Below are 14,806 nucleotides of genomic sequence, written 5' to 3'. Positions count from 1 at the left end.
GAGGGTAAAGATTACAGCTTCGCGAACACACGACGCGCGGCGTCGATGGTCTTCTGAATATCTTCTTTAGAGTGGGCGACGGACATAAAGCCCGCTTCAAACGCCGAAGGCGCGAGGTAAATGCCTTCTTCCAGCATCAGGTGGAAGAAACGCTTGAAGCGCTCAACGTCGCATGTCATCACGTCTTTATAGTTAGTCACGGTTTCTGCATCGGTGAAGAACAGGCCGAACATACCGCCAACGTTATTTACCACCAAAGGAATGTTTTCAGCTTTCGCCGCTTTCAGCAGGCCGCTTGCCAGCATTTCGGTCAGCTCTGTCAGCGTCTGGTGAATGCCAGGCTGAGAAACTTCGGTCAGGCAGGCGTAGCCCGCAGCCATGGCAATTGGGTTACCGGAAAGCGTGCCAGCCTGGTAAACCGGGCCGGTTGGAGCCAGCGCGTCCATGATTTCACGACGGCCACCGAAAGCGCCTACCGGCATCCCGCCGCCGATGATTTTGCCAAGGCAGGTCAGATCCGGCTCAACATCGTAGTAAGACTGAGCGCCAGCCAGCGCCACGCGGAAGCCAGTCATCACTTCGTCGATGATCAGCAGCGCGCCGAATTCGTCGCACAATGCACGCAGGCCAGGCAGGAAGTCGGCGTTTGGTGGGATGCAGTTCATGTTGCCCGCAACCGGCTCAACGATGATACAGGCGACGTCCTGCGGATATTGTTCAAACGCCTCGCGCACGGAAGAGAGATCGTTATAGGTGCAGGTCAGCGTGTGTTTGGCGAAATCAGCAGGCACGCCCGGTGAGTTCGGCTGGCCGAGGGTCAACGCGCCGGAACCCGCTTTTACCAGCAGGCAGTCAGCGTGGCCGTGGTAGCAGCCTTCGAATTTGATGATTTTGTCACGGCCGGTATAGCCGCGAGCCAGGCGAATGGCGCTCATGGTGGCTTCGGTGCCGGAGTTAACCATACGCACCATATCCATTGTCGGCACCAGTTCTGTAACCAGTTCCGCCATTTTGACTTCCATTTCGGTCGGTGCGCCGAAGCTCAGGCCGCGCTCAACGGCTTCGATGACCGCGTTGCGGATGGCCGGGTGGTTGTGGCCGAGCACCATTGGCCCCCACGAACCGACATAATCGATATAGGCCTTACCGTCAGCGTCATACAGATAAGCCCCGTCCGCACGCTCGATAAACAGTGGCACACCGCCCACGCTGGTAAAGGCGCGTACCGGTGAGTTAACGCCGCCGGGAATGACCTGGCGGGCTGCGGCGTACAGGTTTTCAGACTTACTCATGAATCGGCTCCTGATTCGTGGAAATGGTGACAGCGGTCTATTCTATGTGAAACCCGCGCCACGTTGAAATATTTGCCCAAATCAAACGTTACGGTTTATTAGGGAATTTAATAAGACGTTGGCGTAATCAGTGGGTAAAATGCCCGCCTTATTTGTATGACTAAACTGCATGAGCCGATGAATTCAGCCAACACTTCTTCTCCCGAAACACCACAAAGCGTCAGCCTGCGCAGGGGGGCCATCCTGCGCCGTCTGATTGGCCAGGATAAAATGCCGCTGATGATTTTACTGATGGCGGCTATCGTTGGAATACTCGCCGGCCTGGTCGGCGTGGCGTTTGAGAAATCGGTGAACTGGGTGCTACAGCACCGTATTGGCCTGCTGGCGCAGGTTGCCGATAGCGCCTGGCTGGTGTGGCCGCTGGCGTTGATTAGCTCGGCGCTGCTGGCGATGGTTGGCTATTACCTGGTGCGTCGGTTTGCGCCGGAAGCGGGCGGTTCGGGGATACCGGAAATCGAAGGGGCGCTTGAGGAACTGCGGCCGGTGCGCTGGTGGCGCGTTATCCCGGTGAAGTTTATCGGCGGTATGGGCACTCTCGGCGCGGGAATGGTGCTGGGACGCGAAGGGCCAACGGTTCAACTGGGCGGCAATATCGGGCGCATGGTTAGTGACATGTTCCGCCAGCGCGGAGCGGAGGCTCGTCATTCTCTGCTGGCAACCGGCGCCGCTGCCGGTTTGTCTGCGGCTTTTAACGCTCCGCTGGCCGGGATCCTTTTTATCATCGAGGAGATGCGCACTCAGTTTCGCTATAACCTGATTTCGATAAAAGCGGTGTTTATCGGCGTGATTATGTCGAGCATCGTGTTTCGCATTTTCAATACCGAAACCACGGTGATTCAGGTGGGCAAATTGGCGGATGCGCCGGTGAATACGCTTTGGCTATACCTGATCCTTGGCATGGTGTTTGGTATCGTCGGCGTGGCGTTTAACCGGATGGTTATTGGCGCGCAGGATATGTTCCAGCGTATTCACGGCGGCAATATCAATAAATGGGTGCTGATTGGCGGTTTGATAGGCGGGCTGTGCGGCGTACTGGGGCTTATTCAGCAGGCGGCCTCCGGCGGCGGCTTTAGCCTGATCCCGATTGCGGCAATGGGCAATTACAGCATCGACATGCTGCTGTTTCTCTTTTTTGCCCGCGTTATAACCACTTTGCTGTGCTTCTCCTCCGGAGCGCCGGGCGGCATCTTTGCGCCAATGCTGGCGCTGGGAACGCTGCTGGGTACCGCTTTTGGTATGGCATGCGCGGCCTGGTTCCCGGCTTATCATCTCGACATGGGGACTTTTGCCATTGCCGGGATGGGGGCGCTGCTGGCGGCTTCATTACGTGCGCCGCTGACCGCCATCGTGCTGGTGCTGGAGATGACCGACAATTACCAGCTCATTCTGCCAATGATAATCACCTGCCTTGGGGCGACACTGTTGGCACAATTCCTCGGCGGGAAACCGCTATACTCGGTGATTCTGGCAAGAACGCTGGCAAAACAAGAAGCTGAGAAAGCGCGAGCGAATGAACAGGCTTGTGCCTGGCAGAATACTTGAACGATTTACCAGGGTATTAGATAATGCCGCTAAAGTGCGGGTTATTTTCTGCCCGACTTGTTAATTGTTGGGAGCAAAAAATGAGTGATGACGTAGCGCTGCCGCTGCAGTTTACCGAAGCAGCAGCCAATAAAGTGAAAAGTCTGATTGCAGACGAAGAAAACCCAAATCTGAAACTTCGCGTCTATATCACCGGTGGTGGTTGCAGCGGCTTCCAGTATGGCTTTACCTTTGACGACCAGATTAACGACGGCGATATGACCATTGAGAAACAGGGTGTTGCTCTGGTTGTGGATCCGATGAGCCTGCAATATCTGGTGGGCGGCGCGGTCGATTATAGCGAAGGCCTGGAAGGTTCCCGCTTTGTGGTGACCAACCCGAACGCAAAAAGCACCTGCGGGTGTGGTTCCTCCTTCAGCATCTGATTGGTTGCTGAAATAAAAAAGCCGCGTAGCAAACGCGGCTTTTTTTATGCCTACTGCCGGTCGGTTAGCGCAAACGTCGGCAGTTTAAGGTGCCAACGGATTGCCGCCAGGCGGATAACCAGCGTGACGACCATACCAATCATACTTGCCTGCTCCAGCGGGACGCCAAAGGTGTGGTAGGCCGTGGCGTGAACGATACCGCCGATGATACAGGCGGTAGCGTAGATCTCGGTACGCAGAATCATCGGGACTTCACGAGCTAATACGTCGCGGATAATGCCCCCGCCTACGCCGGTAACGACGCCCATGCAGATAGCGACCAGCGGGCTGGCGTGGGCAAGAAAAGCTTTATTCACGCCAATGCCCACAAATACCGCAAGACCCACGGCGTCCAGCACCGGCAGCACCCATTTCGGCAGGCGGCGCGGCTGGCGCACCAGCACGATGGTCAGCATGCAGGTCACCATTGCGACCACCAAATCGGTAGGATCTTTAACCCAGAAGACCGGGCCGTTAGCCAGCGCCATATCGCGGATTGTGCCGCCGCCTACCGCCGTAACCACTCCGAGCACCAGGACGCCAAACGGGTCCATGCGCAGCTTGCCGGCCAGTAAAACGCCGGAAATGGCAAACACCGCAGTACCGACAATATCCAGCCAATAGACCAGCATTTATTATCCTCAGAGCGTGACGTTAATCTTTCGCCAGCTCTTCGCAGAGCTGTTTTGCGGCGAGGATAATACGCGGACCGGAACGTGTAAACCAATCATCATCGACGGCGATAACCGGAACTTTCAACTGATTACTCCAGAATTGCTGCACTGCCGGAATATTGCTCGCGTCGCCGGAAATAATTATTGCCTGCGGTTTGCGCACCAACACCTGTTCGCGGCTTACCTGCGGCCAGGGAACCCGGCTGTCGGCAAAGATATTTTGCCCGCCGCAGGTTTCGACTATCTCATTCTGAATAGAGTCTTTGCCGGTGGTGAACAGCGGCTGCTGGCTGAATTGCAGGAAAACTCTTTTGCTTTTTGTCTTTCCGTAGCGGGCTTTTAAATCAGCGAACTGTTGCGCTAATTTATCTGCCGCCCGGAGCGCCTTTTCGGGCGTTGGGCTGAGCGGAGCAAGCTGGCGCAATGCGGCTTCCACGTCCGCGACGCTTTTAGGATCGAGCCAGATGACGTTGATCCCCAGCGCAATAAGCTGGTTTACCTGCCTGTCCGGGTTACCGCCTCGCCAGGCCAGAACCGCATCCGGCTTTAACGCCACAATGCGTTCGAAATTCAGGCCCTGCCAGTTGGCAAGCTGTTCAATTTTTTTTGCCTGCGGCGGATAGTCTGAGTAAACGCTTACCGCAATCGGCTCTATTCCGGCGGCAAAAGCCAGTTCGGTGTTAGCGGGAGAAAGGGAGATGACCCGAGGCGCCGCAAGCAGCAGCGCCGGGAGGCCGAGGAGCAGGGCCGCTACTCCTCGCCATAATATGCCGTTAGCCACGAGCCAGATGCTGAACCAGTTTTTCCACCATCAGGGTGGACTGCTTAGCCGCAACCGCCAGGAACTCTTCAAAGCTGAGGTGAGACTGTTGATCGGCAACGTCGGAAATGGCACGCACCACAACAAACGGCGTGTTGAAGTTATGGCAAACGTGGCCGATTGCCGTCGCTTCCATCTCTACCGCTACGGCCTGAGGGAAGTTATGGCGAATTTTGGCCAGCGCTACGGAGCCGTTAATAAAAGCATCGCCGCTGACGATCAGGCCGCGTACCGCATGTAAATCCAGCTCTTTAATGCAGGTTTCAGCCGCTTCAATCAGCTTTTTATCGGCAACGAAGCTTGCCGGGCAGCCCGCCATCTGGCCATATTCGTAGCCGAAAGCGGTGACGTCCGCATCGTGGTAGCGCACTTCATCGGACACCACGATATCGCCCACTTTCAGCGTTGGCGCCAGGCCACCGGCGGAACCGGTATTGATAATCACGTCGGGCTTGCAGTGCTCCAGCAGCAGAGTAGCACCCATGGCCGCAGAGACTTTGCCGATGCCGGACTTCAGCAGCGCGACTTCAACGCCGTTCAGCGTACCGGTATAAATTTCACAACCGGCGATGCTCAGAGTATGGCGGTTTTCGATTTTGTCACGCAGCAGCGTAACTTCTTCTTCCATTGCACCAATAATGCCTGCTTTCATAGAGATACTCGCTAATGTGGTGGAACATGACTCAATTTTCGGGGCATAGTCTATCATGGCAAACAGTCTCCTTATCAACGGAACAGGAGTGGGCATGAGCGAAATAGACTTCCGCAGAAAAATTAACTGGCACCGGCGCTTCCGCTCGCCCGAAGGGGAGAAGAGCGAGTATGAAATTCTGCGCATTTTTGAAAGCGACCGCGGCAGGATAATCAACTCGCCTGCTATCCGCCGATTGCAGCAAAAAACGCAGGTTTTCCCGCTCGAACGCAACGCTGCCGTGCGCACGCGACTGACCCACTCGATGGAGGTCCAGCAGGTCGGCCGCTATATCGCCAAAGAGATCCTCGGGCGGCTGAAAGAGCAGAAGGCGCTGGAGAAGTATGGTCTCGATGAGCTAACCGGCCCGTTTGAAAGCATAGTGGAAATGGCCTGCCTGATGCACGACATCGGCAACCCGCCGTTCGGCCATTTTGGCGAGTCTGCCATCAACGACTGGTTCCGCCAGCGGCTACAGCCGAAAGATGCCGGGAGCCAGCCCCGCAGCGACGACCGCTGCAAAGTGGATTTTTTAAAGCTGCGTGAAGGGGAGGAGTCGCTAAATACTCTACGCAGCAAAGTGCGCCATGATTTGTGCAGCTTTGAGGGCAACGCCCAGGGTATCCGCCTGGTGCACAGCCTGCTGCGCATGAACCTGACCTGGGCGCAGGTTGGCTGCATCCTGAAATATACCCGCCCGGCCTGGTATGCCGACAAACCGCCGGAAAGCCATAATTACCTGATGAAGAAGCCGGGGTTTTATCTTTCGGAAGAGGGCTATATCGCCCGCCTGCGTAAAGAATTGAGCCTCGGGGAGTACAGCCGTTTCCCGCTGACCTGGATAATGGAGGCGGCGGATGATATCTCCTACTGCGTGGCGGATCTTGAAGATGCGGTAGAGAAACGGATCTTTAGCGTGGAGCAGCTTTACCAGCATTTATGCGAAGCCTGGGGCGAGGAGAAGCGTGGCGACCTGTTTGAGCAGGTGGTTAAAGATGCGTGGGAGAAGTCCCGCACCAACCAGATGCGACGCAGCGCGGAAGATCAGTTCTTTATGTATCTACGCGTCAATACGCTGAACAAGCTGGCGCCTTATGCCGCCCAGCGCTTTATCGACAATCTGCCGGATATCTATTCCGGCGAGTTTAATCACGCGTTGCTGGAGGACGACAGTCCTTTCGCCAGGCTGCTGGAGTTGTATAAGCAGGTGGCGGTACGCCATGTTTTCAGCCATCCTGATGTGGAGCAGCTGGAGTTGCAGGGTTACCGGGTTATCAGTGGCTTACTTGATATTTACAGTCCCTTACTCGAGCTTTCAACCGAGGATTTCTCCGAGCTGGTCAGCAAAGAGAGCCTGCGCCGTTTACCGATTGAAACGAGGCTTTTCCACAAACTCTCAACTAAACATAGGCTTGCTTATGTAGAGGCGGTGAATGATTTGCATCCGGCCAGCCTTGATTTTTCGGTTTGGGAATACTATTTCCGTGTAAGGCTGATTCAGGATTACATCAGCGGAATGACGGATTTATACGCCTGGGATGAGTACCGACGCCTGATGGCGGTAGAGTGAAGTCGGCAGGAGTTTTGTAAAGATGGACAATAAATTTTTACTTTTTCCAGCCACTTAAGCGCTGAACTTAGGGCGTAAACTTCACTCTGAATGGTACCAACACAGCAATTTTGCGTTATTTGAAAGTTGAGATGATTCCATGAAAAAAACCACGTTAGCAATGAGTGCGCTGGCTCTTAGTCTGGGTTTGGCGCTGAGTCCTATGTCTGCCTCCGCCGCTGAGACGGCCTCTTCTGCATCTGCTGCGCAGCCGCTGCCAAGCCTTGCGCCAATGCTGGAGCAGGTGATGCCTTCAGTGGTGAGTATCAACGTTGAAGGGAGCACGACGGTAAATACTCCGCGCATGGGGCGCAACTTCCAGCAATTCTTCGGTGATAACTCGCCGTTCTGCCAGGACGGTTCTCCGTTCCAGAGCTCACCTTTCTGCCAGGGCGGCGGCGGTGAAGGAGGCGCGCCTGACGGCGGCAGCCAGCAGCAGAAGTTTATGGCGCTGGGCTCCGGCGTAATTATTGATGCCGCTAAAGGCTACGTGGTGACCAATAACCACGTTGTTGATAATGCGACCGTGATTAAAGTGCAGCTGAGCGATGGCCGTAAATTTGACGCCAAAGTGGTCGGCAAAGACCCGCGCTCCGATATCGCGCTTATCCAGCTTCAGGACCCGAAAAACCTGACGGCGATTAAAATCGCGGACTCCGACGCACTGCGCGTAGGGGATTACACCGTGGCTATCGGTAACCCGTATGGCCTGGGTGAAACCGTGACTTCCGGTATCGTTTCGGCGCTGGGTCGTAGCGGCCTGAACGTTGAAAACTATGAAAACTTTATCCAGACCGATGCGGCGATTAACCGCGGTAACTCCGGCGGTGCGCTGGTTAACCTGAGAGGCGAGCTGATCGGGATTAACACTGCGATCCTTGCGCCGGACGGCGGCAACATCGGTATCGGCTTTGCTATCCCGAGCAATATGGTGAAAAACCTCACCGCTCAGATGGTGCAGTACGGGCAGGTTCGCCGCGGCGAGCTGGGGATTATGGGCACCGAGCTGAACTCCGAGCTGGCGAAAGCGATGAAAGTCGACGCTCAGCGCGGGGCGTTTGTCAGCCAGGTGATGCCGAACTCCTCTGCTGCGAAAGCGGGGATTAAAGCGGGCGACGTTATTACGTCCCTGAACGGTAAACCTATCAGCAGCTTTGCAGCGCTGCGTGCCGAAGTTGGCTCGATGCCGGTGGGGAGCAAAATCGCGCTTGGCCTGCTGCGCGACGGTAAGCCGGTGACAGTGAGCCTGGAACTGCAGCAGAGCACGCAAAACCAGGTTGATGCGGCGACAATCTTCACCGGAATTGAAGGTGCGGAGATGAGCAACCGCGGCGGTAAAGACCAGAAAGGCGTGCAGGTCACCAGCGTGAAGCCAAATACTCCGGCGGCGCGTATCGGCCTGAAAAAAGGCGACATCATTGTTGGCGTCAACCAGCAGGCGGTGAACAATATTGCCGAGCTGCGTAAAGTGATGGACAGCAAGCCTTCGGTGATGGCGTTGAGCATCCAGCGCGGTGACACGTCGATTTACCTGCTGATGCAGTAATTTTTGAGTCAAACAGAAAAGGGCCGCAAATGCGGCCCTTTTTATTAGGTTACTGAACTACTTATTGCGGGTCAGTTTTTCCAGATCGGATTCGATTTCGCTGATCTTGTTGGTCACTACCGACTCGAGGTGACGCAGGTCTTCGAGGATCTTACGTTTCAGATCGACTTCGGTACGATCGCGCTGGCAAAGCTGATCCAGCTCATCTATCACGTAGCGCAGGTTCGGGCTGATTTCCTGCACTTCTTTGTAGCCCTGGCCTACGCCATCGGCGACCACGGTTTTGCGCTGGCGCGGATATTTAAACTTCACGCTTTTGGCAAAAAACTCGCCCTTATCCTTCTGGAAATAGACTTTCAGGATATCGTTGTTGGCTTCCTGCCGGAGGCTGTAACGATCGATTTCATCAGGATTAGTAATACCCAGACTTTTTAAATTATCGTACATAAGCGGTACCCTTAAATATCAATAACCATTAGAGAGTTAACGGAAAATTCCTTTTCCGCTAGTGCCAGATGCAAAAAAGGCGGGATAACCCGCCTTTTAGAGCAAAAAATTAGTCGATGGTGCGCAGCAGTTCGTTGATGCCGACTTTACCGCGGGTTTTGGCGTCGACTTTCTTAACAATCACCGCGCAGTACAGGCTGTAAGAACCATCTTTAGACGGCAGGTTGCCTGAAACAACAACCGAGCCAGCCGGTACGCGGCCGTAATGGACTTCGCCGGTTTCGCGGTCATAAATACGGGTGCTCTGGCCGATGTACACGCCCATTGAGATGACGGAGCCTTCCTCAACGATAACGCCTTCCACCACTTCAGAACGCGCGCCGATGAAGCAGTTGTCTTCGATGATGGTCGGGTTGGCCTGCAGCGGCTCAAGCACGCCGCCGATGCCTACGCCGCCGGACAGGTGAACGTTTTTACCGATCTGCGCGCAGGAACCTACGGTCGCCCAGGTATCAACCATGGTGCCTTCATCAACGTATGCGCCGATGTTGACGTAGGAAGGCATCAGTACGGTGTTACGAGCGATAAACGCGCCCTGGCGAACCGCAGCGGGCGGAACCACGCGGAAGCCTTCTTTCTGGAAGCGAGCTTCGTCGTAGTCGGCAAATTTCATCGGTACTTTATCGAAATAGCGGCTTTCGGCGCCTTCGATAACTTTGTTGTCGTTAATGCGGAAAGAAAGCAGAACCGCCTTCTTCAGCCACTGGTGGGTGACCCACTGGCCGTCAATTTTTTCGGCAACGCGCAGCGCACCGCTGTCGAGCAGGGCAATAACCTGATTCACCGCTTCGCGGGTGACGGTATCAACATTTGCCGGGGTGATTTCGGCGCGGCGCTCGAAAGCGGATTCAATAACATTTTGTAGCTGCTGCATTATGAATATTTCCTGATTGTGACTTACCTTTCAACTTTCGGACCGCAAAACTATTGACTGTGGCCCGCAAGCTAAAAGGTAAAAATAAAAGACCGTTATTTATCGTTTGGATTAAGGGCCGCTGTCAACCGTTGCTGCACTTCCTGCTGGAGCACATTATTAAGAGCACGCCGGTCGGCGGTCGCGATTATAAATAAATCTTCTACTCGCTCACCAATTGTCGTAATTCTCGCCCCGTAGAGCGAAATTCCCAGGTCCGCGAACACTTCACCGACCCTGGCAAGCAGGCCAGGCTGATCGAGCGCAATCAGCTCAAGAAAGGTTCGCCTGTCGGTATGGGTGGGCAGGAAGTTGACCTCGGTGTCCACGGTAAAGTGGCGCAATTTTGCCGACTGGCGGCGAGGCTGCGGCGGCTGCCAGCTGGTCTGGGTTATCGCCTGCTCGAGACTGTGGCGAATAATATTATGCCGGTCAATGGAGAGCGGGCTGCCGTCCGGCTCGAGCACGATAAAGGTGTCCATCGCCATGCCGTCGCGGGTGGTAAAGATTTGCGCATCGTGAACGCTAAGGTTGCGCCTGTCCAGCTCGGCACAAACGGCGGCAAACAGGTAAGGCCTGTCCGGGCTCCAGATAAATATCTCTGTCCCGCCGCGCGTCGCCTGCGGGCTAAGCAGGATCAGCGGCTGGGTGAGATCGTGCTTGAGCAGATGGCGGGCGTGCCAGGCAATCTGGTTCGGCGTGTGGCGCACAAAGTAGTTGGCACGGCAGCGCGCCCAGATGTGATGCAGAGCCTCTTCGTTAATATTGTCCATGCGCAGCAAAGCCAGCGCCTGAAGCTGGTGGTGACGTACGCGCTCGCGCATATCCGGGCTGTTTTGCATCCCACGGCGCAGCTGTTTTTCCGTGGCAAAATAGAGCTCGCGCAGCAGGCTTTGCTTCCAGCTGTTCCACAGCGTTTCGTTGGTGGCGCAAATATCGGCGACCGTCAGGCAGACGAGGTAGCGCAGTCGGTTTTCCGTCTGAACTTCTTCGGCAAATTGCTTGATGACTTCAGGATCCTGAATATCGCGGCGCTGGGCGGTGACAGACATCAGCAGATGCTGGCGAACCAGCCAGGCGACGAGCTGGGTTTCCCGCGAGTTCAGGCCATGAAGCTCTGCAAATTTCAGCACATCCTGTGCGCCGAGAACCGAGTGATCTCCGCCTCGCCCTTTGGCGATATCGTGGAACAGGGCGGCTATCAGAATCAGCTCAGGGTGCGAAAGACGCGGCCAGAGATCGACGCAAAGCGGGTGTTTGGCCCGCGTTTCTTCCTTCGCGAAGCTTTCCAGTTTTTGCAGGACGCGAATGGTGTGCTCATCCACCGTGTAGGCGTGGAACAGGTCGAACTGCATCTGGCCGACGATGTGAGACCATTGAGGCATATAAGCCCACAGCACGCTGTGGCGATGCATCGGCACCAGAGCACGACTTACCGCGCCGGGGTGGCGGAGCATCACAAGGAATAGCTCTCGCGCCTCCGGGATGTAGCACAGAGGCTGCGTGAGGTGGCGGCGGGCATGGCGCAGATGGCGCAGCGTGGTTGAATAAATGCCGGTTATCTCGCGGTTGCGCACCATCATATAGAACATGCGCAGAATCGCCTGCGGCTCGCGCATAAACAGCGTTTCATCGCGAAGGTCGATAAGCGTGCCGCGCAGCTGGAAGTCATCGTCCAGAGGGCGAGGCTTCTCGCTGGCGTCCAGCGCCAGGATGGCTTCGTCAAACAGCTGCAACAGCATTTGGTTTAACTCGCCGACTCGCCGCGTCACGCGGTAGAAGTCCTTCATCATACGTTCGACCGGCTCGTTGCCTTCACCGCTGTAGTGCAGGCGCTGGGCAACGCTAAGCTGGCGGTCAAACAGCAGGCGGTTATCGTAGCGATTCACTTCAAGATGCAGCGCAAAGCGAATGCGCCACAGCAGATGCTGGCACTCGTCCAGCTCTTTGCGCTCGGCTTCGGTTAAGAAACCAAAATCGACCATTTCGCCCATCGACGTTGCGCCGAAGTGGCGGCGCGCCACCCATTGCAGGGTATGAATATCGCGCAGGCCGCCGGGGCTGCTTTTAATGTCCGGTTCGAGATTGTAGCTGGTGCCGTGGTAGCGCTGGTGGCGCTCATTTTGCTCTTCGACCTTGGCGGCAAAGAACTTGGCCGATGGCCAGAAGCCCTCGCTGAAAATATGTTTTTGCAGTTCGAGGAACAGGGCAACGTCGCCTATCAGCAGGCGCGACTCGATAAGGTTGGTGGCAACCGTCAGGTCTGAGAGGCCTTCAAGCAGGCACTCTTCCAGGGTGCGTACGCTGTGGCCGACTTCCAGCTTAACGTCCCATAGCAGAGTCAGCAGTTCGCCGATTTTTTGCGCCTGGGCGTCGGTCAGGCGTTTGCGGCTGAGGATCAGCAGGTCGATATCCGAGAGCGGGTGCAGTTCGGCACGGCCATAGCCGCCAACCGCAACCAGTGCGGCTTCCGGCACTTCAGCAAAACCGTAGGCAATCCACAGCCGCTGTAGCAACTGGTCGATAAATTCGGTGCGTGCCTCAATCAGCCGCTCGGCTGAAATGCCGCTGTCGAAGGCGGCGCCCAGCCACTTTTGAAAAGTGTCTAAATGCGACTTGATACTGGCGCAATTAAGCTCGGCTTCCTGCCAACTGTTGGGATAATCCGGCTGGCCGGAAATCTCGGGTTCCGTGGTGTTGGCAAACTGCTCTGGTAAACCTGGACTCATTGTGCGCTACCCATAAAAAAAGCCGGCTCGGGGCCGGCTTAGATTGCTGACTGACGTCAGGGCATCATTCGTTATGCGAAATCACGTTGGGGATGGTGTCATCCTTACGCAGCGTCATAATCTCGCAGCCGTTCTCCGTCACCACAATAGTATGCTCGTATTGAGCAGACAAGCTGCGATCTTTGGTTTTCACCGTCCAGCCGTCTTTCATGGTGCGAATGCGGTAATCACCGGCGTTTACCATCGGTTCGATGGTGAAGGTCATGCCCGGCTGGAGCACCACGCCGCCGTCGTCTGCATCATAGTGCAGCACCTGCGGTTCTTCGTGGAATACGCGACCAATGCCGTGGCCACAGTATTCACGCACCACGGAAAAACCTTCGGCTTCAACAAACTTCTGAATCGCCGCGCCAAGCGTGCGCAGACGGATGCCGGGCTTCACCATACGCAGGGCCAGGTAGAGGCTTTCCTGAGTGATGCGGCACAGGCGTTCGCCGAGAATGGTTGGCTTGCCGACGATAAACATCTTCGAGGTGTCGCCGTGGTACTCGTCTTTAATGACCGTCACGTCGATATTGACGATGTCGCCGTCTTTCAGCGCTTTTTCATCGTCCGGGATGCCGTGGCAAACCACTTCGTTAATGGAGATACAAACGGATTTCGGGAAGCCGTGGTAGCCCAGACAGGCGGAAATAGCCTGCTGCTCGTTGACGATGTAGTCATTACAGATGCGATCCAGCTCGCCGGTAGTGATGCCCGGTTTAACGTGGGGTTCGATCATTTCCAGCACTTCGGCAGCCAGGCGGCCGGCGACGCGCATTTTTTCGATTTCTTCAGGTGTTTTAATTGAAATAGCCATATCAGGTCCGCAGATGTCGAGCTTGTCGACATGAATTAAGCAGGGAAGTGACGTAATGGTATCAGGGGGCGCGACTTCCTGCCAAATTGAGAATCATTGAGCGAGCAGAACGGCAACAACTATTGGAGTCCTGACGCCGTTTATGGTATAAAGCGCGCCGGACTTGTATTCCGATTTTTCGGGTACAGCCAAACACTCTCACTTTGTGTAAATAACACACACGTATCGACACATATTCCGGGGTGCCCTTTGGGGTCGGTAATATGGGATACGTGGAGGCATAACCCCATACTTTTATAGAGGTTTTAAAACATGGCTACTGTTTCCATGCGCGACATGCTCAAGGCTGGTGTTCACTTCGGTCACCAGACCCGTTACTGGAACCCGAAAATGAAGCCTTTCATCTTCGGCGCACGTAACAAAGTTCACATCATCAACCTTGAGAAAACTGTACCAATGTTCAACGAAGCTCTGGCTGAACTGAACAAGATTGCTTCTCGCAAAGGTAAAATCCTTTTCGTTGGTACTAAGCGCGCTGCAAGCGAAGCGGTGAAAGAGTCTGCTAACAGCTGCGATCAGTTCTTCGTGAACCATCGCTGGTTGGGCGGCATGCTGACTAACTGGAAAACCGTTCGTCAGTCCATCAAACGTCTGAAAGACCTGGAAACTCAGGCTCAAGACGGTACTTTCGACAAGCTGACTAAGAAAGAAGCGCTGATGCGCACTCGTGAGCTGGACAAGCTGGAAAACAGCCTGGGCGGTATCAAAGACATGGGCGGCCTGCCGGACGCACTGTTTGTAATCGATGCCGATCACGAGCACATCGCTATCAAAGAAGCAAACAACCTGGGTATCCCGGTATTTGCTATCGTTGATACCAACTCTGATCCGGACGGTGTTGACTTCGTTATCCCTGGTAACGACGATGCTATCCGTGCTGTTAGCCTGTACCTGGGCGCTGTAGCTGCAACCGTTCGTGAAGGCCGTTCTCAGGATCTGGCTTCCCAGGCGGAAGAAAGCTTCGTAGAAGCAGAATAATAAGGCACGCTCGTCAGAGCCCTTATTTAACCAGGTAGTATCTAGTTTGGTTAGGGGCCTTT

General features: G+C 55.2%; 13 protein-coding genes. 5 read left to right on the top strand and 8 right to left on the bottom strand.

What is annotated here, in order from left to right; all coding sequences use genetic code 11:
• Positions 1 to 11 precede the first annotated feature (11 nt).
• Complete coding sequence (gene hemL / locus ACG1VR_RS19015) at positions 12 to 1,292, bottom strand: glutamate-1-semialdehyde 2,1-aminomutase (protein WP_395489557.1); 1,281 nt, start codon at positions 1,290 to 1,292, stop codon at positions 12 to 14.
• A 177-nt stretch (positions 1,293 to 1,469) separates the two neighbouring features.
• On the opposite strand from hemL, the gene clcA reads away from it, so the two are divergent.
• On the top strand, positions 1,470 to 2,894 hold the full coding sequence (clcA, locus tag ACG1VR_RS19010) for a H(+)/Cl(-) exchange transporter ClcA (RefSeq protein ID WP_395489556.1): 1,425 nt from the start codon (positions 1,470 to 1,472) through the stop codon (positions 2,892 to 2,894).
• An 80-nt stretch (positions 2,895 to 2,974) separates the two neighbouring features.
• A complete protein-coding gene (erpA, locus tag ACG1VR_RS19005) occupies positions 2,975 to 3,319 on the top strand; it encodes an iron-sulfur cluster insertion protein ErpA (protein ID WP_016534954.1) in 345 nt (114 codons plus the stop codon).
• A gap of 50 nt (positions 3,320 to 3,369) precedes the next feature.
• Here the strand turns inward: erpA and ACG1VR_RS19000 are convergent, their stop codons facing one another.
• From ACG1VR_RS19000 to mtnN, 3 genes are read right to left on the bottom strand one after another with little or no spacing between them, the layout of a single operon-like run.
• Positions 3,370 to 3,990 carry a TRIC cation channel family protein gene (locus ACG1VR_RS19000; RefSeq protein WP_172568318.1) on the bottom strand — a complete coding sequence of 207 codons (621 nt, stop codon included), beginning with the start codon at positions 3,988 to 3,990 and terminating at the stop codon, positions 3,370 to 3,372.
• A gap of 22 nt (positions 3,991 to 4,012) precedes the next feature.
• Entirely contained in the window at positions 4,013 to 4,813 is an 801-nt protein-coding gene (gene btuF / locus ACG1VR_RS18995) for a vitamin B12 ABC transporter substrate-binding protein BtuF (RefSeq protein ID WP_395489555.1), read from the bottom strand.
• Positions 4,806 to 5,504 carry a 5'-methylthioadenosine/S-adenosylhomocysteine nucleosidase gene (mtnN, locus tag ACG1VR_RS18990; RefSeq protein ID WP_172570328.1) on the bottom strand — a complete coding sequence of 233 codons (699 nt, stop codon included), beginning with the start codon at positions 5,502 to 5,504 and terminating at the stop codon, positions 4,806 to 4,808. Before mtnN ends, btuF begins: the two co-directional genes overlap by 8 nt.
• A 94-nt stretch (positions 5,505 to 5,598) precedes the next feature.
• Here mtnN and dgt point away from each other — a divergent pair, with 94 nt between their 5' ends.
• Positions 5,599 to 7,113, top strand: coding sequence for a dGTPase (gene dgt, locus ACG1VR_RS18985; protein WP_395489554.1), 1,515 nt, complete (start codon positions 5,599 to 5,601; stop codon positions 7,111 to 7,113).
• Positions 7,114 to 7,252: 139 nt separating this feature from the next.
• Complete coding sequence (gene degP, locus ACG1VR_RS18980) at positions 7,253 to 8,698, top strand: serine endoprotease DegP (RefSeq protein WP_016534959.1); 1,446 nt, start codon at positions 7,253 to 7,255, stop codon at positions 8,696 to 8,698.
• 57 nt (positions 8,699 to 8,755) lie between these two features.
• Here degP and ACG1VR_RS18975 read toward each other — a convergent pair whose 3' ends face one another.
• The 4 genes from ACG1VR_RS18975 to map form a co-directional block, all read right to left on the bottom strand.
• Positions 8,756 to 9,145 (bottom strand): DUF3461 family protein, encoded by a 390-nt coding sequence (locus tag ACG1VR_RS18975; RefSeq protein WP_016534960.1) that lies wholly within the window; start codon positions 9,143 to 9,145, stop codon positions 8,756 to 8,758.
• Between the two features lie 109 nt (positions 9,146 to 9,254).
• The gene (dapD, locus tag ACG1VR_RS18970; protein ID WP_016534961.1) at positions 9,255 to 10,079 is read right to left on the bottom strand and encodes a 2,3,4,5-tetrahydropyridine-2,6-dicarboxylate N-succinyltransferase; all 825 of its coding nucleotides are present in this window, start codon (positions 10,077 to 10,079) and stop codon (positions 9,255 to 9,257) included.
• A gap of 95 nt (positions 10,080 to 10,174) precedes the next feature.
• Entirely contained in the window at positions 10,175 to 12,847 is a 2,673-nt protein-coding gene (glnD, locus tag ACG1VR_RS18965; protein ID WP_395489553.1) for a bifunctional uridylyltransferase/uridylyl-removing protein GlnD, read from the bottom strand.
• A gap of 64 nt (positions 12,848 to 12,911) precedes the next feature.
• Positions 12,912 to 13,706 carry a type I methionyl aminopeptidase gene (map, locus tag ACG1VR_RS18960; RefSeq protein WP_016534963.1) on the bottom strand — a complete coding sequence of 265 codons (795 nt, stop codon included), beginning with the start codon at positions 13,704 to 13,706 and terminating at the stop codon, positions 12,912 to 12,914.
• Between the two features lie 312 nt (positions 13,707 to 14,018).
• Between map and rpsB the strand changes: the two genes are divergently transcribed.
• Positions 14,019 to 14,744, top strand: a complete 726-nt coding sequence (rpsB, locus tag ACG1VR_RS18955; RefSeq protein WP_016534964.1) for a 30S ribosomal protein S2 — start codon at positions 14,019 to 14,021, stop codon at positions 14,742 to 14,744.
• Positions 14,745 to 14,806 lie beyond the last annotated feature (62 nt).

Origin of the sequence: Cedecea davisae (assembly GCF_044095835.1) — a bacterium.
Lineage (GTDB): Bacteria > Pseudomonadota > Gammaproteobacteria > Enterobacterales > Enterobacteriaceae > Cedecea > Cedecea davisae.
This window is presented reverse-complemented; position numbering and strand designations above follow the sequence as displayed.

Bases quoted from the DNA above. Each gene is read 5' to 3' on its own strand.
- hemL (WP_395489557.1), bottom strand. From the start codon at position 1,292: ATGAGTAAGTCTGAAAACCTGTACGCCGCAGCCCGCCAGGTCATTCCC.
- clcA (WP_395489556.1), top strand. From the start codon at position 1,470: ATGAATTCAGCCAACACTTCTTCTCCCGAAACACCACAAAGCGTCAGC.
- erpA (WP_016534954.1), top strand. From the start codon at position 2,975: ATGAGTGATGACGTAGCGCTGCCGCTGCAGTTTACCGAAGCAGCAGCC.
- ACG1VR_RS19000 (WP_172568318.1), bottom strand. From the start codon at position 3,990: ATGCTGGTCTATTGGCTGGATATTGTCGGTACTGCGGTGTTTGCCATT.
- mtnN (WP_172570328.1), bottom strand. From the start codon at position 5,504: ATGAAAGCAGGCATTATTGGTGCAATGGAAGAAGAAGTTACGCTGCTG.
- dgt (WP_395489554.1), top strand. From the start codon at position 5,599: ATGAGCGAAATAGACTTCCGCAGAAAAATTAACTGGCACCGGCGCTTC.
- degP (WP_016534959.1), top strand. From the start codon at position 7,253: ATGAAAAAAACCACGTTAGCAATGAGTGCGCTGGCTCTTAGTCTGGGT.
- ACG1VR_RS18975 (WP_016534960.1), bottom strand. From the start codon at position 9,145: ATGTACGATAATTTAAAAAGTCTGGGTATTACTAATCCTGATGAAATC.
- dapD (WP_016534961.1), bottom strand. From the start codon at position 10,079: ATGCAGCAGCTACAAAATGTTATTGAATCCGCTTTCGAGCGCCGCGCC.
- glnD (WP_395489553.1), bottom strand. From the start codon at position 12,847: ATGAGTCCAGGTTTACCAGAGCAGTTTGCCAACACCACGGAACCCGAG.
- map (WP_016534963.1), bottom strand. From the start codon at position 13,706: ATGGCTATTTCAATTAAAACACCTGAAGAAATCGAAAAAATGCGCGTC.
- rpsB (WP_016534964.1), top strand. From the start codon at position 14,019: ATGGCTACTGTTTCCATGCGCGACATGCTCAAGGCTGGTGTTCACTTC.